The organism is Mesobacillus sp., assembly GCF_047739415.1.
Taxonomy (GTDB): Bacteria; Bacillota; Bacilli; order Bacillales; family Cytobacillaceae; genus Mesobacillus.
This window is the reverse complement of sequence record NZ_JBIQOE010000250.1, coordinates 36,494-54,322: the sequence shown is the minus strand read 5'-3', so window position 1 is coordinate 54,322 and position 17,829 is coordinate 36,494. Positions and strand designations below refer to the sequence as shown.

16 protein-coding genes and 1 riboswitch are annotated in these 17,829 nt (G+C 41.9%); of the genes, 14 read left to right on the top strand and 2 right to left on the bottom strand.

What is annotated here, in order from left to right; genetic code table 11:
• The first annotated feature begins 255 nt into the window (after positions 1-255).
• The 13 genes from ACH0QE_RS19715 to ACH0QE_RS19655 all read left to right on the top strand — a co-directional run bounded on the left by ACH0QE_RS19715 (position 256) and on the right by ACH0QE_RS19655 (position 14,292).
• A complete protein-coding gene (locus ACH0QE_RS19715; protein WP_415802188.1) occupies positions 256-1,392 on the top strand; it encodes a D-alanyl-D-alanine carboxypeptidase family protein in 1,137 nt (378 codons plus the stop codon).
• Entirely contained in the window at positions 1,385-1,972 is a 588-nt protein-coding gene (locus tag ACH0QE_RS19710) for a nucleoside recognition domain-containing protein (RefSeq protein WP_415802187.1), read from the top strand. Before ACH0QE_RS19715 ends, ACH0QE_RS19710 begins: the two co-directional genes overlap by 8 nt.
• A gap of 6 nt (positions 1,973-1,978) precedes the next feature.
• On the top strand, positions 1,979-2,506 hold the full coding sequence (locus tag ACH0QE_RS19705) for a spore maturation protein (RefSeq protein ID WP_415802186.1): 528 nt from the start codon (positions 1,979-1,981) through the stop codon (positions 2,504-2,506).
• 751 nt (positions 2,507-3,257) lie between these two features.
• Positions 3,258-3,983 (top strand): 23S rRNA pseudouridine(2605) synthase RluB, encoded by a 726-nt coding sequence (gene rluB, locus ACH0QE_RS19700; protein ID WP_415802185.1) that lies wholly within the window; start codon positions 3,258-3,260, stop codon positions 3,981-3,983.
• Between the two features lie 65 nt (positions 3,984-4,048).
• A complete protein-coding gene (gene resA / locus ACH0QE_RS19695; protein ID WP_415802183.1) occupies positions 4,049-4,570 on the top strand; it encodes a thiol-disulfide oxidoreductase ResA in 522 nt (173 codons plus the stop codon).
• Between the two features lie 29 nt (positions 4,571-4,599).
• Entirely contained in the window at positions 4,600-6,225 is a 1,626-nt protein-coding gene (gene resB, locus ACH0QE_RS19690) for a cytochrome c biogenesis protein ResB (protein WP_415802182.1), read from the top strand.
• 12 nt (positions 6,226-6,237) lie between these two features.
• Positions 6,238-7,425 (top strand): c-type cytochrome biogenesis protein CcsB, encoded by a 1,188-nt coding sequence (gene ccsB, locus ACH0QE_RS19685; RefSeq protein ID WP_415802181.1) that lies wholly within the window; start codon positions 6,238-6,240, stop codon positions 7,423-7,425.
• Positions 7,426-7,537: 112 nt separating this feature from the next.
• A complete protein-coding gene (locus tag ACH0QE_RS19680; protein ID WP_041965633.1) occupies positions 7,538-8,254 on the top strand; it encodes a response regulator transcription factor in 717 nt (238 codons plus the stop codon).
• Positions 8,251-10,038 carry an ATP-binding protein gene (locus ACH0QE_RS19675; protein WP_415802179.1) on the top strand — a complete coding sequence of 596 codons (1,788 nt, stop codon included), beginning with the start codon at positions 8,251-8,253 and terminating at the stop codon, positions 10,036-10,038. Before ACH0QE_RS19680 ends, ACH0QE_RS19675 begins: the two co-directional genes overlap by 4 nt.
• A gap of 421 nt (positions 10,039-10,459) precedes the next feature.
• The gene (gene sigX, locus ACH0QE_RS19670) at positions 10,460-11,011 is read left to right on the top strand and encodes an RNA polymerase sigma factor SigX (RefSeq protein ID WP_041965708.1); all 552 of its coding nucleotides are present in this window, start codon (positions 10,460-10,462) and stop codon (positions 11,009-11,011) included.
• A complete protein-coding gene (locus ACH0QE_RS19665; RefSeq protein ID WP_415802177.1) occupies positions 10,986-12,224 on the top strand; it encodes a hypothetical protein in 1,239 nt (412 codons plus the stop codon). The genes sigX and ACH0QE_RS19665 overlap by 26 nt, the downstream gene beginning before the upstream one ends.
• A gap of 216 nt (positions 12,225-12,440) precedes the next feature.
• Entirely contained in the window at positions 12,441-13,412 is a 972-nt protein-coding gene (locus ACH0QE_RS19660) for a peptidoglycan DD-metalloendopeptidase family protein (RefSeq protein WP_415802176.1), read from the top strand.
• Between the two features lie 67 nt (positions 13,413-13,479).
• Positions 13,480-14,292: a histidinol-phosphatase gene (locus ACH0QE_RS19655; protein ID WP_415802175.1), complete on the top strand. Its 813-nt coding sequence runs from the start codon at positions 13,480-13,482 to the stop codon at positions 14,290-14,292.
• A gap of 35 nt (positions 14,293-14,327) precedes the next feature.
• Here ACH0QE_RS19655 and serA read toward each other — a convergent pair whose 3' ends face one another.
• Positions 14,328-15,902: a phosphoglycerate dehydrogenase gene (gene serA / locus ACH0QE_RS19650; RefSeq protein WP_415802174.1), complete on the bottom strand. Its 1,575-nt coding sequence runs from the start codon at positions 15,900-15,902 to the stop codon at positions 14,328-14,330.
• 292 nt (positions 15,903-16,194) lie between these two features.
• Positions 16,195-16,327, top strand: a riboswitch (FMN riboswitch).
• A gap of 163 nt (positions 16,328-16,490) precedes the next feature.
• On the opposite strand from serA, the gene ACH0QE_RS19645 reads away from it, so the two are divergent.
• Entirely contained in the window at positions 16,491-17,072 is a 582-nt protein-coding gene (locus ACH0QE_RS19645; protein ID WP_415802173.1) for an ECF transporter S component, read from the top strand.
• Positions 17,073-17,272: 200 nt separating this feature from the next.
• Here the strand turns inward: ACH0QE_RS19645 and ACH0QE_RS19640 are convergent, their stop codons facing one another.
• Positions 17,273-17,521 carry a ferredoxin gene (locus tag ACH0QE_RS19640; protein ID WP_023627496.1) on the bottom strand — a complete coding sequence of 83 codons (249 nt, stop codon included), beginning with the start codon at positions 17,519-17,521 and terminating at the stop codon, positions 17,273-17,275.
• Positions 17,522-17,829: the final 308 nt, after the last annotated feature.

Here is a 17,829-nt window from a genome sequence, read left to right as displayed (position 1 = left end):
CATGAAGTTATCTTAATCCAGCTCCAGCGCCTAGCCCCTCGAGTCGCTTCGGTCCGCCCAATGAAGTCAAAGAACGACTTCACCGGTCGGCCCTCCAGCGCTTGTCAGGGCTGAACGAGGCGCTTGCGCTTTTTGTTCTGGCTGTAACCTAGGACCTCTGTATGTCCATCCTGGCGGCATTCACCTTTTTATGTCATAACACTCCTTGTCCTGCATAAACTTGTACAAACTGCCAAAGGAGACGAGGGTCTGTCAATGAAAAGGATTTGGATTAAATTATTGTTAATCGCCACTCTGTTAATATACTGCATTCCTCAAACAGCGCAGGCTTCTGTTTCGGTAAGTGCCAGAAGCGCTGTTTTGATAGAACAGGAATCTGGCAGGGTGTTATTTGAAAAAGATGCTCACAGAGTAAGCAGGATTGCCAGTATTACTAAAATCATGACGGCCATCCTTGCGATAGAATCTGGAAAATTGGATGAAAAGGTGAAAGTGAGCGAGAATGCTGTCCGTGCTGAAGGATCTTCAATTTACTTGAAGCCTGGAGAAAAGATCAGGCTTGAGGATCTGGTGTACGGATTAATGCTGAGGTCGGGTAATGATGCTGCTGTCGCGATCGCAGAACATGTAGGCGGCAGTCTGGATGGATTTGCTTACTTGATGAACGAAAAAGCTCAGCAAATCGGCATGGAAAATACTCATTTCTCCAATCCCCACGGGTTGGATGACCAGGAGGACCACGTTTCCACAGCATATGACATGGCACTGCTTACGCGCTATGCAATGGAAAATGAGATTTACAGGAAGATTGCCGGGACAAAAATTCACAGGGCTCCTAATCCAACAGAAACATGGGACAGGGTTTGGAAAAATAAAAACCGCCTCCTGACAGAGAAATATAAGTATAGCACCGGTGGAAAGACCGGTTATACAAAACGGGCGAAAAGAACCTTAGTCTCTACAGCCCAAAAGGGTGATTTTGAGTTAATCGCAGTCACTCTCAATGCACCTGACGATTGGAATGACCATATCCAGATGTTTGAAACAGCATTTTCAAATTATGATGTCGCAGAGGTTCTTTCCAAAGGTAAAGTGAAAGGGATAAAGAATTCGCATTATAAGAATAAAGTTTACCTGGACCATTCATTTGTCTACCCGCTAACTTCGGAAGAAGAAGACCTAGTCAAAGTAGAATACAGATTGAAAAAGGCTGCACCAAACGAGGAGGATTTGCGAAATCCGGTTGCTGGCCGGGCAAATGTCTACTTGGATGATAAGCAGATTGCAAGTTTACCTGTTTATTACAAAGTGGACGCAAAAGAGAAAAAGTCCTTCTTCGATCTTTTTAAGAATATCTTCACATCAATAGCAGGAATCAAGAATCATGGTTAATTATATCTGGGTGGTTATGATCTTAATTGGCCTGGGCTTTGCAATGGTGAATGGCACAATGGCTGAGGTGAACGAAGCAGTTTTTAGCGGTGCAAAGGAAGCTATCACCCTGAGTATCGGCCTTATTAGTATCCTTGTATTTTGGCTTGGCATGATGAGGATCGCGGAGGATTCTGGTCTATTATCAAAACTTTCCACTTTATTTAAACCGTTGATTTCAAAGTTGTTCCCCGAAGTACCTTCCAATCATCCGGCGATGGGCTATATACTGTCAAACATGATTGCCAACATGTTTGGGCTTGGGAACGCAGCTACACCTCTTGGAATCAAAGCAATGGAAGAACTGAAAGAGCTGAACGATGGGAAGAATGAAGCGAGCCGGTCGATGATCACTTTTCTTGCAATCAATACTGCGAGCATCACCCTCATTCCAACCACCGTTATTGCAATAAGGATGAATTATGATTCAGCCAATCCAACAGATATAGTTGGGCCTACTCTTGTGGCGACTGCTGTCTCTGCAGTTGCAGCGATATTAATTGACCGTTTCTTTTATTACAGAAGAAGCAAAAAGGGGTAAATCCAAATGGAAATTGTATCTGCCATATCACTATGGTTCATCCCTGTCGTGATTGCCTTTATTCTGATTTATGGAACCTATAAAAAAGTCCCCACATATGAAAGTTTTGTAGAAGGCGGAAAGGATGGTATCAAAATGGCCGTTTCCATCATGCCATTCCTGGTAGGGATGATGGTAGCCATTGCGGTTTTTCGGGCATCAGGTGCACTTGATGTCATGGTGGACTGGCTCCGTCCAGGTTTGGAGATGGTAGGAATTCCTGCTGAAATTGTACCGCTTGCGCTGATCAGGCCAATTTCAGGGACAGCAGCGCTAGGAATTACGAGCGATCTTATTGGGGTACACGGACCAGACTCTTTTATTGGTACCCTCGCAGCTACATTACAGGGAAGCACCGACACGACGTTTTATGTCCTTACCGTATATTTCGGCGCTGTCGGCATTAAAAAAATGGGAGACGCACTTAAAGTCGGGCTTCTCGCTGACGCAGTAGCAATCATAACAGCTATAATCGTCGTTACTTTCATGTTCTGAAAAGAATAGCAAAAGAGCCCATGACGGGAGCCCCGATAATCGTATTTATTTGGATAACTTAGAAGTGAAATTTGTAACCTAATAATCCATCACCTCAGGCGTTATGTGTATCTATTTTAAAATAGACTTCGATATAGTTCCGCGTTGAGTATAAAAGTCCTGTTGATTGGAGTGGAAGGCGCGAAGACTCCTCCGAAAATGCTAACGCATTTCCATCGTGCGTGGGCAAATTCGAGGAAGCTCAATCAATGTCCTGCGGGATCAGCTGGACAGGTGAGACCCCACAGGCGCCAACGGCGACGAGGAGGCTCACCCGCCAGCCCGCGGAAAGCGAAGCGACTGGAACGGAAATCAACAGCTTCGTTTCTCATCCAAACTGAAAAAAGACTGCAGACAAACTCGATTTTCATCGAGTTTGTCTACAGTTTGGGAAGATACCTGTTGAAGGTATCTTCTTTGTTTTTTTTTAAAAAATCAATAAACTAAAATAACAGATTCCTGCTTTCGAGAACACTTATTAAAAATCGATCAAATCAGTATTCGCAAACTAATCAATTATTAGTATAAAATAATATTGCGGCATGTTTAAAGAACGAACTTTTGTTAAAGAACAATTAACTTTCCCTATTTATTTTTCACTTTTTACACCATTGCTTACTTTGAAAACAGCGAGAGTTATGTCATAATTCATAAGGATGGATTAGATATTAATATTAACCATAGTTAATTGATATTAATTGGGAGTGACCTTATGGAAAGACTGCAAAAAGTTATTGCTCATGCAGGAATAGCATCGAGAAGAAAAGCTGAGGAATTGATCCTCGAAGGAAGAGTTAAGGTAAATGGAAGTGTTGTCAAAGAACTTGGCCGGAAGGTGACCGCTTCTGACAGAGTTGAAGTGGATGGAGTCCAGATTGAAGGGGAAGAACCAGTATATTTCTTGTTCTATAAACCCCGCGGTGTTATTTCAAGTGTACAGGATGATAAAGGCCGGAAGGTTGTTACCGACTTTTTTCAAACGATCGAACAAAGGATTTACCCTGTTGGACGCCTTGATTATGATACCTCGGGACTGCTTTTGCTGACGAACGATGGAGAATTCGCGAATTTGCTCATGCACCCAAGTAATGAAATAGATAAGGTGTATGTGGCAAAGGTGAAGGGGATCCCTTCAAAAGAAAAGCTGACCAGTCTGGCTCGAGGCGTCATGCTAGAAGATGGGAAAACGGCGCCCGCAAAGACGAAAATGCTGAGTGTCGATAAAAAGAAAGATACCGCAATCGTTGAAATTACCATTCATGAGGGCCGGAATAGACAGGTCAGGAGAATGTTCGAAGCAATTGGACACCCGGTATTAAAGCTGAAAAGGGAAAAGTATGGATTCCTGACGCTGAATGGCTTAAGGACTGGGGAAATCAGGGAACTTACCCATCATGAGGTGAAGCAGCTCCGTGTCCTGGCAATGAAAAAATCTTAGAATTACCGATAACGGTGTAGTTGTAATGTTATAATGAGGGAGAAATACGGTGGGAGGTTTGAGAAATGAAAAATAAACGTCTAATCACTAGAACTATTATTCTCGCGGTTATGGCTTTAGCTATTGGTTATACACTTTATGCCAATATGAATAAGGATAAAAATCAGAAGATCGAAATTGGAAAACCTGCTCCTGATTTTGTCCTTGTTGATATGAAAGGCAATAAACACAGGCTTTCTGATTATAAAGGGCAAGGAGTTTTCCTTAATTTTTGGGCAACATGGTGCAAGCCATGCGAGCGGGAAATGCCTTATATCGAAAATCAGTACCAGCAGTTCAAGGATCAGGGTGTCCAGGTCCTGGCAATTGACTCCGGTGAATCAGAACTTGCTGTTAATAGATTTATTGAGAGAAAAGGGATGACTTTTCCGGTCATGATTGACGAGGGACCAGTCCAGGCCGCTTATGGTATTAACCCACTGCCAATCACTTTTTTGATTGACAAAGAAGGGAATGTTGTAAAGAGTCATACCGGGGAATTAGATGAAAAAACAGTCCGTGATTTCATGGAACAGATAAAACCTTAAAAAGTAAGGGGAACAGGGAGTTTTTTACTATGAATGAAGTAAAATGTGAGTGCGGCCATATAAATCCGCAGGGAACGATCCTTTGTGAATCTTGCGGGAGAGTGCTGGAAGAAAAAGAGAATGAGAAGCAGCTGATTGATATGCGCTATGAAGGTAGCGCGCGCCGATCACAAACTTATAATAAGACAATCATCGATAAAATCTGGAATTTCTTTTCGTCAGTTAAGGTTGGAGTTTGGCTGATTGTCATCCTCTTGATCACATCCTCTTTAGGAACGATTTTTCCGCAGGAAATGTATATTCCTCCGATAATGCCTGCATGGCAATATTATGAAGAACAATACGGGTGGCTGGGAAAGCTTTATTATGATTTAGGTTTCAACAACCTTTACAGTTCATGGTGGTACTTGCTCTTGATTGCAGCATTGGGAGTTTCCCTTGTCATTGCGAGTCTCGACAGGGTCGTGCCACTATATCGCTCCCTTAAAAACCAAAGGGTTGCCAGACATGAAAGTTTCTTGAAACGCCAGAGAATGTTCAGTGTGACAGACTCTGAATTATCTGATGAGGCAATAGGAAAAATCAAAGAAGAATTAACGAAAAAGCGATATAAACTACGTGAGGAAAACGGGGATATCCTGGCGGAAAAAAATCGTTTTTCTAGATGGGGTCCATATGTTAACCATTTAGGTCTGATTATTTTTTTAATAGGGGGAATGCTTCGATTCGTTCCGGGTATGTATGTTGACGAAATCTTGTGGCTAAGGGATGGAGAAACAAAAGCGATACCTGGAACTGAAGGGCAATATTATCTTAAAAACAACCAATTTATTCTTGAAGTCTATGATAAAGATAAAGATGATGAAGTCTTCCAGGAGGCTATTGATAAAGTAGGGACTGTGGTTAAAAACTATCAAACCGATGCAACATTATTCCAAAAGCAAGGAGGCTCAGTTCCAGGTGAAAAGCCTGAGCTCAAGAAACTGCGCGACCAGTCGATACAGGTAAATAAGCCGCTTAAAGTTGATGGTTTTGCTTTATATCAGGTTGATTACAAACTTAATGAAATGAGCAAGATGGCTCTCCAGCTAGAAAACAAAGAAACAGGGAAACAGTTCGGAGAAGTTGTAGTGGATCTTTACGAGCCCCAGACGAAATACGACCTCGGGAATGGGTACAAGGTTGAAATCATGAGCTACTTCCCGGATTTTGAGTTCAATAATGATGGTGAGCCTGCAACTAAATCCCGGATTCCCAACAATCCTGCGTTTATTTTCAAGATGTTCAGCCCAGGGAAACCAGAGGGTGAAGTAAGTTTCGTGGCCATCAGGCAGAACCTCGAGCCTTTGGGTGAAAATGAATACAAGATGACTTTCGCTGGCGTGGAAACGAAGAATGTAACTGCATTGACAGTAAGAAAGGACCTTACCCTGTGGATTATTGCACTTGGGGGCCTGATTTTCATGATCGGTGTGGTCCAAGGAGCATATTGGAATCATCGCCGCTTATGGTTAAGACGAGTGAATGATCAGTTATGGGCAGCTGCCCATACAAATAAGAACTGGCATGGTCTGAAGAGGGAGCTTGACGATGTGTTTTCTGAATCAGGAATCACAGCTCCAGAAGATCAAGTTTCAGGTGATAAGAAGGATTAAGGAGGGAAAATCATGGTCGAATTAAGTTCTAACTTTCTGTTTGCAGCATTTATCTTATACCTAGTCGGTATATTATTTTTTGGTGGGGCAATAAAGGATAAAAGACATGCTGACAAAAAAAATGTACCGAATAGATGGTCTAAAATTGGAATCATCATTACCATTGCGGGATTTATTTCCCAGCTGACATTCTTTATTTTAAGATGGATTGCTTCAGGGCATGCGCCCGTCAGTAACCTGTTCGAATTTATGACATTTTTTGGCATGTCTTTGGTAGGCGCATTTATACTCATTTATTTTATGTATAAAACACCATTGCTAGGATTGTTCACCTTGCCAATTGCTGTATTGATCATTGCCTTCGGGAGCATGTTCCCGAGAGAGGTAAGTCCATTGATTCCTGCGCTTCAAAGTTATTGGCTCTATATTCACGTAACAACTACAGCAATCGGGCAGGCTATCCTGGCAGTCAGCTTTGCTGCTGGTTTGATCTATCTTGTGAAAAGCGTCGACCAGTCTAAAAGAAACAATAGCAGATTTTGGCTAGAGGTCGTCTTGTTCGGCTTGGTCTGTACGCTAAGCTTCGTGATTGTTTCTAGCTACTTTGCAGCAACCGAGTATCAAGCGAGTTTCAACTACATAAACAAAGCGGGACAGCCTGCGACCGAGGAATATACAATTCCTGCTCTTGTTGGACCAAATCAGTTTGAGCCTACAAGCAGTGACCGCTTTGAGCCTATTGTTGAAACCCCGGCAATAATTGACGCTAAGAAATTGAATACTGTTATTTGGTCGCTCGCAGCGGGTATAGTTTTATATGTATTACTAAGACTCATCCTGCGCAAGCGTGTTGGAGCTGCATTGCAGCCATGGACAAAGAATATCAATATGGATCTAGTTGATGAGATCGGCTATCGTTCCGTATTGATCGGCTTCCCGGTATTCACGCTGGGCGGACTGATTTTTGCGATGATCTGGGCTCAGATTGCCTGGACTCGCTTCTGGGGTTGGGACCCTAAGGAAGTTTGGGCATTGATCACTTGGCTGTTTTATGCCGCTTTCCTTCATTTACGCCTATCAAAAGGCTGGCATGGAGAAAAATCTGCATGGCTAGCTGTAATCGGTTTTATCATTATCATGTTCAATCTTGTAGCGGTTAACCTTGTAATCGCAGGTCTGCATTCCTATGCAGGTTCCTAATTTGTGTCAATTTTATGAATGCCTTCACTGTCTTAAGTGAAGGCCTTTTTTAAAAAATCGTGGCAAGTAGACGCATGTTTATGTAAAATAATCGCAGGGAGGGATATACCTTATGGAAAAAGACGTAAAGATTTTAGTAGTGGATGATGAAGAAAGAATCAGACGATTATTGAAGATGTATCTTGAAAGAGAGAACTATATAATTGATGAAGCAGAAGACGGAAATGAAGCGCTGGCAAAATCGCTTGCCAACGATTATGATGTAATCCTTCTAGATTTGATGATGCCTGGGAAAGACGGAATCGAGGTTTGCCGTGACTTACGGGAGAAGAAATCAACTCCTGTGATCATGCTGACAGCTAAAGGTGAAGAAGTGAACAGGGTCCAGGGTTTTGAGGTTGGTACAGATGATTATATCGTCAAGCCATTCAGTCCACGGGAAGTAGTGCTGCGCGTAAAAGCAATGCTGCGCCGTTCTTCCAGTACAAGTTATCTGCAGACAGAAACGACTGCTAAAGATGTGATTGTTTTCCCTCATTTAACCATTGATAATGATGCCCATAGGGTTTTGGCAGATGGCAAAGAAGTCAGTCTGACACCTAAAGAATATGAACTGCTTTACTTCCTTGCGAAAGCTCCCGATAAAGTTTTTGACCGTGAGCAATTATTGAAAGAAGTTTGGCATTATGAATTTTTCGGTGATTTACGAACCGTCGATACACATGTTAAAAGATTGCGCGAGAAGCTGAACAAAGTATCTGAACAGGCTGCAAAGATGATCGTTACAGTCTGGGGTGTTGGCTACAAGTTCGAGGTAGTCAATGAATGATGTTTTGGCGCAGTGTAGTAGGTAAGCTTTGGATTACCATCCTTTTACTGGTTTCATTTGTATTGTTCATCCTGACAGTTATGTTGATGGAATTCTTTGAAAATTATCACATTAATGAAACCAGGAAAGGAATGACCAATACTGCAGAAAAAATAGCCAGGGTTTTGGAAGACCATCCTGGCGAGGAGGAACAATTAGGTCTTGAGATAGCCTGGGAAATGGTTGATGACGACTCCAGAGTGACAGTCATTAAAGATAAGGATACTTATTTTTATTCACCAGGTGGAGAAGCCGCGACACATGTACCGATTTCATTTTTCATGAACGATCGTGATCTTTCTACGGTATTTGAGAAGGACAAGACTGTTGATATCATCACACCCCTGCCTGGCATTTCAAACGAGGTTGATGATACTCAGTATTTAATGATCGGTGTTCCGCTTCATCAGTTTGAGCAAGGGAATGGGGCCGTCTTCATTTATCAGTCGCTTGAAGTGATGGAAGAGACGACCAGGCTGACGACCAAGTTCATCTTGCTTGCAGCGGGCGTGGCAATAGTCCTTACGACAATTTTTGCTTTCTTCCTGTCCACCAGGATCACTGCTCCATTGCGTAAAATGAGGGAGGCAGCCTTTGAAGTTGCCAGAGGAAAGTTTGACACAAAAGTTCCAATCCTCACTCATGATGAAATAGGGGAATTAGCAACTGCCTTCAATCAGATGGGCAGACAGCTGAAATTCAATATGAATGCATTGAGTCAGGAAAAAGAACAACTGACTAGCATCCTTAGCAGCATGGCAGATGGAGTCATCACATTCAATCGTGATGGCACCATCCTGATTACGAATCCGCCTGCTGAAGTATTCCTCAGATACTGGTATTATGAACAGGGCCTGGCTTCCGAAAATACAGATGCCGTGCCGTCTGAGGTCATGGAGTTGTTCCAGCTGGCAGTGAATACGGAGAAGGAGCAGGTTGGGGAAATCACTGCCCAGGGAAGAACCTGGGTAATCATCGTCAGCCCGCTTTATAATAAAAGATTCATCCGTGGCGCAGTTGCCGTTGTCCGGGATATGACCGAGGAACGAAAGCTTGACAAAATGAGGGAAGATTTCATCGCCAATGTTTCACACGAATTAAGGACGCCGATTTCGATGATGCAAGGATATAGTGAAGCGATTGTCGATGACATCGCACAAACGGATGAAGAGAAGAAGGAAATGGCTAAAGTCATTTACGATGAATCACTGCGAATGGGCCGCCTTGTTAATGAACTTCTTGACTTGGCCCGTATGGAAGCAGGTCATATTCTTCTGAACGTTGAATCCGTTGAAATTAATCCATATGTAAACCGGATTATCCGTAAATTCCATGGCTTGGCGAAGGAAAAAGGGATTGAGCTATCTGTACAGTTTGATTCAGAAGAACGAGATTTCCGATTTGATCCAGACCGCATCGAACAGGTACTAACTAACCTGATTGATAATGCAATCAGGCACGTCCCGGATTCGGCATCCGTCGTCATTAGCGGGAGAACCGATGAAAAAGGCTTATATTTTGAGGTGAGCGATCAGGGGCCCGGTATCCCTGAAGAAGACTTGCCATTCTTGTTCGAGAGGTTTTATAAAGGTGATAAATCCAGGACTCGGGGTATATCTGGCACCGGCCTTGGACTAGCAATCGCCAAGAATATCATCGACGCACATCGAGGGAATATTTCGGTAAAAAGCAAACTCGGACAAGGAACGACATTTTCCTTTTTTATCCCTCGAAATATTGAATAACTTGCCGACTATTCTTGATTCACAAGGAACAATGAAATGTAAACTTCAAGTCCATCCCATTTCGGGATGGGCTTGTGTGTTTTTTTAAAGAGGACGGAAAATAGATTCGCCGCAGGGTACATATTAGCCAAGCCGCAATACGTCTATATCCGACAAATTTGAACTGAATCAAGTTAGAACGCCTCTATCGGACAAACGCAAAGGGAATCAGGTGAAAAGTGTCCGTTAGTACCCCCTCCATCATACTTATTTATTTCAGATCCCACCTCATTTTGAAAATTTATTTTAATTTTACGTAATTTCATCGAATATTTTGTCCTCGAAAATTCCTTCCATTTCCATTCTAAAAATAATATAGTTAATATGAAACTTTTATTAATACTTTACGACTAATCTAATGAATACGGAGGCGATTAAAGCTATGAACTCCGTTTTTGATGAATTGTATCAAAAATATCATCATGACGTTTTTCAATTTTTATTTTATATGGTAAAAAGCAGGGAGCTGGCTGAAGACCTTGTGCAGGAAGTATACATTCGCGTTTTGAAGGCATACGACCGGTTTGAGGGAAAGAGCAGTGAGAAGACATGGCTGTTTTCAATTGCCAAAAATGTCGCGATTGATCACTTCCGCAAACAGAAGGGCTGGAAGCAGCGATTGCTTGAATCCTTTGATATGTCTGCACGCCAGGTAAGGGACGATCAGCCCCTTCCTGAAGAAATGGCACTTCAAAGTGAAGAGATCCAAATGATGTACAAGTGCCTTGACCAATGCACGGTTGACCAGCGAATGGTCATCATCATGCGCTATATACATGAGTTAACTATCAGCGAAACAGCAGAAGCTTTATCATGGACGGAAAGTAAGGTAAAGACGACACAGCACCGTGCTCTAAAGACATTGAAAAAGCTGATGGAAGAAATGATTGAAAAGGAAGGGATGACTAGTGAAAAAGTCACAGCTAAGCGATAAGCAGCTAGAAGAAATCCTCGGCCAAATGCCTAAGGTAAAAGATCATCGCGACTCTCGTGACATTTATCAGAATATCGCCCATCGTGTTGAAAAAAGAACAAAAATGCCGACATGGGTCATTCCCGGTGCTGCGCTGGCAGCCGTACTTTTCCTCGCCTTCATCCTTTCACCTGGATTGATGGGTGTGAACCACTCCGCCGATAAGAGCTTAGAAAGCAACTCTGCTTCCGATGCCAAGTCATCCATGGAGATGGATACAGCTGTCAGGGATGACAGTGCAAATGAAAGTGCGAACCAGGAGAAGAGCACTGTCATGATGGATACAGCAGATGGTGAGGCAGAAGAAAAGAGCAAAGAATTCGCAGCAATGGATATAGCGAATCCTTATGACGGCCTGATTTCTTTATATCCAGAAGAGGTAGACAGCGAGACTTCAGAAATTCTTACTTATGCAATTCCTGACGAACAGGCGATGAGGATCGTTCCAGTTACGGTAACGAAACCGAAGGAAGAAGGCAAGTCCCGGATTGAAAGCTATACGGAAACGATGCCAAAGCTAAAGGAAGAGGAATGGGGTTTGACCGAATACTACCCAATGGATGCTTCCTGGAACTATGATGAAGCGACAAAAACATTAAGTATGGATGTGAAACAAGATCATCCTTACCGAGATGGAAGTACTGCAAACATTATTTTTGTTGATTCGATGACACAAAACTTCTCTGGGGCAGGTATAGAAAAAATGATACTGACTACAGAGGGCAAACCAGGAATTGAATTAAGCAACATTGGTCTAATGAAGGAGCTTCCGATCACTGCAGAAACTGCCCCAAAAAGGGCGTACTTGTTTTTGACTGTAGAAGGTATGCAGAATCCGTACCTTGTGCCGACAAAAGAACAGCATAAATCAATAGTGGAAGCATTTGAGCAAATGTGGAAAGGGGATGGATACCTTTCAGCCTCGCTTCCCGAAAATTTCGAGCTGGCCCAAACGGAACAAAATGAAGATAACGTATTAGAGATTACCCTTGGTAAAAATACAACCCTGGACGAAAGTTTCCTGCCAAATCTCGAAGCAATCTTAATGACGGCGAGTGAGTTTGATTACACTGGTGTCAAGTTCATAAATGCAAACATCGATCAGCTTGGACCTTTCAATCTGAACGAAGTTCTCCCGCTGCCACTCGCTCCAAACAAGAAAAATATTAACTAAAAGAAAGGCCATCAGGTCTTTCTTTTTTTATGGATTGAAATTGGCCTTAAAATCCCGGAGTATAAACAATTTTTCCCTCTTTTGCATAAAAAAGCAGTTTCCCACCAATTATAACGAATGTGCTTTTTTAGCTGCTTCTTTTTCAACCATACAGTTCTAATTTCGTACAGGCTGTCATAGGGATGGAAAGGGAGTAAAAAGTTAAGGAGGAAGAAAATGCAGGATTACATAAAGCGTTTACTCATTGCTGGGTTAATGGCACTCTGTATCAGCTTGCTATTTCTTGGCGGAAAGCACTCTCAGGCAGAAATGCTCGATATAAAGGAATTGACTTCAGATTGGGTTTGGCCAGCTGAGGGGGTCGTTACCGATTTATATGGAACGCGGCATGACCAGCACAAGGGAATTGACATTGCCGGTGAATTCAAAACACCTATACATAGTGTTGGTAAAGGAGTAGTAACAAAGTCATATTATTCGGGCTCATATGGAAATGTTGTGTTCATTAAGCATGATAACAATCTGGAAACTGTATACGCCCATTTGAACAAAAGGAATGTTAAAGAAGGACAGGTCGTTCAGCAAGGGGATATTATCGGCCTGATGGGAACCACAGGTGATTCTTCTGGAGTTCATCTTCACTTTGAAATTCATGAAGAAAAATGGACATATGAAAAGGAAAATGCTGTAGATCCTGTGTTGGCATTGGGAGAAGCAGCTATAGGACAACCTGTAGTAGCTATGGAGCAAAAAAGTAATGAAGTGTCACTGGAAACAATCGCGAAGCTGCGTCTGACTGATGAAACCATCATTGGTAGTCAAGGTGAGAACGTAATGGTTGAAAGTGAAAAAATAAATGGGCGGAATTCATTGGCTGCCATCCCTCCGTCAAAAGAAAAACAGGTAAAGCACACCGTCCAAAAAGGAGAGACACTTTGGTCAATAGCACGACAATATAACACTTCGGTAGAAGCGATAAAGCAAAAAAATAATATAAATAATAGCCATATCTCTCAAGGTGATACATTAATAATCGAGAGGTCAGGCGAAAAGAGTTATGTCGTTGCTTCGGGGGATACACTAATATCAATTGCAAGAAAGACAAACACGTCTGTTGAAAAATTAAAAGCTTTGAACAATTTGACATCTGACACGATACAACCGCAGCAAATATTAATTACTCGATAATCTATCCTTGTACCGGATATTATCTGAAAGTATAATAGGTAAAACGGTCATAAAGGGGATGGGTACTATGCTGACGGATTACCACAACCATCTGGAAAGAGGCACATTGACGCTGGATTATTTGAAACAGTTTACTGATACAGCCAATGAAAAGGGAATCCAGCATTTTGGGATTTCTGAGCATGCATATCACTTCTATCAAACTGCGGATATTTTACGCAACAGCTGGGTGGATGAACGCAGATATTATGATATGGCTGATTACGTTAACCTTTTTAAGGAAGCATGGAAAAATGATATTGACGTTAAAATGTCGATCGAGATGGACTACACTCCTGGCAAGCATAAGGAGATGGGACAGTTCATCAAAAGCTATGACTTTGATTATGTAATTGGATCAATCCATTGGATTGGTGATTTTGGGATTGACCTTGCTGAGTATCGCAAAGAATGGGACAGAAGAGATGTTTATGAAGTCTATCGAAGTTATTTTGACCAGGTAGTAACACTGGCGCAATCAAATCTATTTGATATAATCGGACACATTGATCTTGTGAAGATTTTTAAATATGTCCCTGAGGATGAAAGTTTCCTAATGGAACAGTATGATAGGGCGACAACAGCGTTGGCACAATCCAAGACCTGTGTGGAAATAAGCACTGCAGGCTTGAGGAAGCCTACCCAAACTTTGTATCCAGATAAAACGCTATTGCAGATGTGCTTTGATAAGAATATACCAATTGTCTTGTCTTCAGATGCCCATGTACCTGAGCATGTCGGTGCTGATTTTGACCAGGCCCTGACCCTTGCCAGGCAGGTAGGGTATGAAGAGATTGTCACCTTCTCCAAAGGGGAACGGAAAACATATTCTTTGGGTTGAAAAATAACAGGCCTCCTTTAGTGAGGCCTGTTTGTTCAAAGAATTATACTGTTGATCGTGACGATGTCTTGCAGTGATTTCAGCTTGTCGATCATTTCTTCAGGAAGTGGTTTGTCAAAAGAGAGGACCATAATGGCCTCGCCGCCAGCCTCTTTTCTGCCGACCTGCATTGTCGCGATGTTCACTCCGTGGTCACCCAGGACTTTTCCTACATGCCCGATTACACCCGGACGGTCCATATGCTGGATATACAGAAGGTTTCCTGATGGATGGAAATCAATGTTAAAGCCATCCAGGCTGACAATTCTTGGCCCGTAATGGTCAATGTAAGTTCCTCTTGCTGTAAAAGTTTCTCCGTCCCCGCTTGCTTTTACGTTAATGGTATTTGCGTAACCGAAGGAGTTTCCAGTCACTTTTTCCCCAACCATGATACCGCGTTCTTTTGCAATGTGGATTGCATTCACTTCGTTTACTTTCACATCGATACGGTTTTCGAAAAATCCTGCAAGAAGTGCCTTTGTTAAAAAGGACGTTTCGAGTTCCGCCGCAGTGCCAGAATAGGTGGCTGTCAGCTCGCTGATCCCTTTATTGTGGCATTCTGAGACAATCTTGCCCATTTCTTTTGCGAGCTGGTGATAGGGCTGAATTTTTTCATAGATTTCTTTAGACATTGCTGGGAGATTGATGGAGTTGGCAACAGGTTTATTTTCAAAGTAAGTCCGGATTTCTCTGGCAACCTGTGTGGCAACATTCAACTGCGCTTCTTTTGTTGAGGCTCCAAGATGTGGGGTAGCAATGACAGAATCAAGCTTAAGCAATGGGTGGTCCCCTGGTGGTTCAACTTCAAATACATCCAGTGCAGCCCCGGCGACATGACCCTTCTCAATATAATGGGCGAGAGCAATCTCATCAATTATTCCCCCTCTCGCACAGTTCAGGAGATAGACTCCTTTTTTTGTTTGACTCAATGTCTTTTCATTAAGAAGTCCTTTCGTTTCTTTCGTCAAAGGTGTGTGGACCGAAATGATATCCGTTTCTGCGAGGACCTCGTCAAAAGAGGACAATTGAACGCCCAAAACCTCTGCTCGCTCCTTTGTAAGGAATGGATCGTATACCTTCACTGACATCCCGAAGGCCCTCGCCCTTTTCGCCAGCTCAGAACCAATCCTTCCCAAACCGATGATTCCTAATTCTTTTCCATAGAGTTCATTTCCTATAAATTGATTTCTTTTCCATTCTCCGTTTTTTACAGTGGAGTGTGCCTGTGGGATATTTCTCATTAATGCGGACATCATCGCAAAGGTATGTTCTGCGGTTGAAATTGTATTCCCATCTGGGGCATTCACGATGATAATTCCTCTTTTTGTCGCTTCGGCAATATCGATATTATCAACTCCGACTCCTGCACGTCCGACAATTTTTAATGATGGCATTCTATCAAGCAGCTCTGAGGTGACCTTTGTTGCGCTTCTGACGAGGAGGGCATCTATTTTTTGTATATCTATGCTCTCAGAGTCAACACTTCCGATATGTACATGGATTCCATCCTGTTGCAATAATGGCTGTAAACCTTCTTCCTTTATTGAATCTGCCGCGAGAACCTGAAACATCCATACCTCACTCCTTTTATTAAAGTGGTAATTTTCTGATTATTTTACAAGACGTATATTCTTTTGTCAAACCGTGAAATTGTTCATGAATAGTATGCAAGCGCTGTCAAAATCTCTTGTTTATTACTAAATATATTCTGCTATTCCGAATTTAGCAGAACATATTTAATAATCATAGTGGATTCAATAACAGAATTTGAATTAAACTCATCTCAGTCAAAAAATCGTCACAAGCATACACCTTCACAAAATAACTTTTTTTCAGTATAATGAACTTGTTAAATTAAATATGGTCTATCTTCGGGGCAGGGTGAAATTCCCGATCGGCGGTAATGAGATTGATTCTCTAAGCCCGCGAGCCTGTATGGGCAGGATTTGGTGCGATTCCAAAGCCGACAGTATAGTCTGGATGGGAGAAGATGGAGGTTCTGCAGACGTTCAAAAAATGCAGGTTTTGAACGTTTATTAAGCATGCCTTTCACAAAACTCCCTCAAGCCTAGAACTTGAGGGTTTTATTTGTTATAGGTATGTGATGCTGAATCTTTCTTCTTTATGTGAGATGGATCTCTATAAGGAGAGAGGAAAAAATGAAAAAATTTAGTGTCAAAGCAATGGTTTCAATCGGTATGCTGAGCAGTATTTCGTATGTATTAATGCTGCTGAATTTTCCGCTGCCGCCGTTTCCAAAATTCTTAATGGTCGATTTCAGCGATATTCCTGCATTGATTGCTGCGTTGATTTTTGGTCCGGTAGCTGGTATTTTAGTAGAATTCTTGAAGAATACGCTCGATTATTTCATGACAGGCAGTGATACTGGTGTTCCAGTAGGCCATGCTGCCAACTTTGTTGCAGGAGTTTTATTCATTCTGCCAACTTACTATATTTATCAACGGATGAAATCCAATAAGGGAATGACGTTCGCCTTAGTGGCTGGGACAGCAAGTATGGCTATCCTGATGAGTGTCCTTAACTACTACGTATTCCTTCCTGCCTACACATTGTTCTTGAACATGCCTGCAATGTCTGGAACGGAAGCAAGGGCCATGATTGTTGCCGGGATTTTACCATTCAATTTTGTTAAAGGCATACTAATGTCTATCATATTCATGCTTATGTTCACAAGAATGAAAACATGGATTGAGAGACAGCAAACATTCAAAAGTGCATAAACTCATATGAGATCATATACAAAGCAACGGCCTGCACCGTTGCTTTTTAATTTATAGGTGTATCAAGATGATCGATTCCTCCTGAGAAAATCCTAACTATCTCCGCAAGAGTTGTAGTTAGTGGCAGATAAAAAGAAAACATATCAAAATCTTTAACGAACAAAAAAATTCCCGCTTATAAGCGGGAATTATGTATTTCTTTATTCGAACTTAGTAGCATCTCCGTTAAATGGCTCATCTGCAACTTTAATTGAGTCAGTTGGGCAGCCTTCGAATGCGTCCATCATGTCGTCAATTAATACATCAGGAATCTCAACGATACCTTCATTTTCATCAAGTGTTACGAATGCGATGCCTTCATCGTCGTAATCGTAGATATCTGGAGCAGCAGCACCGCAAGCTCCGCATGCAATACAAGTTTCTTTGTCAACAATTGTGTACTTAGCCATGATATAATTCCTCCCAAGTGTTTAACGATAATATGCTGTTTTCACAAAAATAGTGAAAACGTATTCCTCATATCTATTGTAAAACTGTATCGCCAACATTTCAATAAAAAAAGTATTGAGAATGCTTATCACACAAGGCATTGAATGGTTTTTTCGTTGAAAATAAAACCTTTTACTAGATATTTTCATGTTAAAATAATGTTATATTATTTTTCTGCTATAGTGGGCGCCGAATATTATAGTGCCCTTTGCTTAATTTTTCATTCAAAGGTGATTTTATGGGGATAACATATTTGGAGACAGTTGTT

Excerpts from the sequence above, each read along its gene's own strand:
- ACH0QE_RS19715 (WP_415802188.1), top strand. The coding sequence starts at position 256 with ATGAAAAGGATTTGGATTAAATTATTGTTAATCGCCACTCTGTTAATA.
- ACH0QE_RS19710 (WP_415802187.1), top strand. The coding sequence starts at position 1,385 with ATGGTTAATTATATCTGGGTGGTTATGATCTTAATTGGCCTGGGCTTT.
- ACH0QE_RS19705 (WP_415802186.1), top strand. The coding sequence starts at position 1,979 with ATGGAAATTGTATCTGCCATATCACTATGGTTCATCCCTGTCGTGATT.
- rluB (WP_415802185.1), top strand. The coding sequence starts at position 3,258 with ATGGAAAGACTGCAAAAAGTTATTGCTCATGCAGGAATAGCATCGAGA.
- resA (WP_415802183.1), top strand. The coding sequence starts at position 4,049 with ATGAAAAATAAACGTCTAATCACTAGAACTATTATTCTCGCGGTTATG.
- resB (WP_415802182.1), top strand. The coding sequence starts at position 4,600 with ATGAATGAAGTAAAATGTGAGTGCGGCCATATAAATCCGCAGGGAACG.
- ccsB (WP_415802181.1), top strand. The coding sequence starts at position 6,238 with ATGGTCGAATTAAGTTCTAACTTTCTGTTTGCAGCATTTATCTTATAC.
- ACH0QE_RS19680 (WP_041965633.1), top strand. The coding sequence starts at position 7,538 with ATGGAAAAAGACGTAAAGATTTTAGTAGTGGATGATGAAGAAAGAATC.
- ACH0QE_RS19675 (WP_415802179.1), top strand. The coding sequence starts at position 8,251 with ATGATGTTTTGGCGCAGTGTAGTAGGTAAGCTTTGGATTACCATCCTT.
- sigX (WP_041965708.1), top strand. The coding sequence starts at position 10,460 with ATGAACTCCGTTTTTGATGAATTGTATCAAAAATATCATCATGACGTT.
- ACH0QE_RS19660 (WP_415802176.1), top strand. The coding sequence starts at position 12,441 with ATGCAGGATTACATAAAGCGTTTACTCATTGCTGGGTTAATGGCACTC.
- ACH0QE_RS19655 (WP_415802175.1), top strand. The coding sequence starts at position 13,480 with ATGCTGACGGATTACCACAACCATCTGGAAAGAGGCACATTGACGCTG.
- serA (WP_415802174.1), bottom strand. The coding sequence starts at position 15,902 with ATGTTTCAGGTTCTCGCGGCAGATTCAATAAAGGAAGAAGGTTTACAG.
- ACH0QE_RS19645 (WP_415802173.1), top strand. The coding sequence starts at position 16,491 with ATGAAAAAATTTAGTGTCAAAGCAATGGTTTCAATCGGTATGCTGAGC.
- ACH0QE_RS19640 (WP_023627496.1), bottom strand. The coding sequence starts at position 17,521 with ATGGCTAAGTACACAATTGTTGACAAAGAAACTTGTATTGCATGCGGA.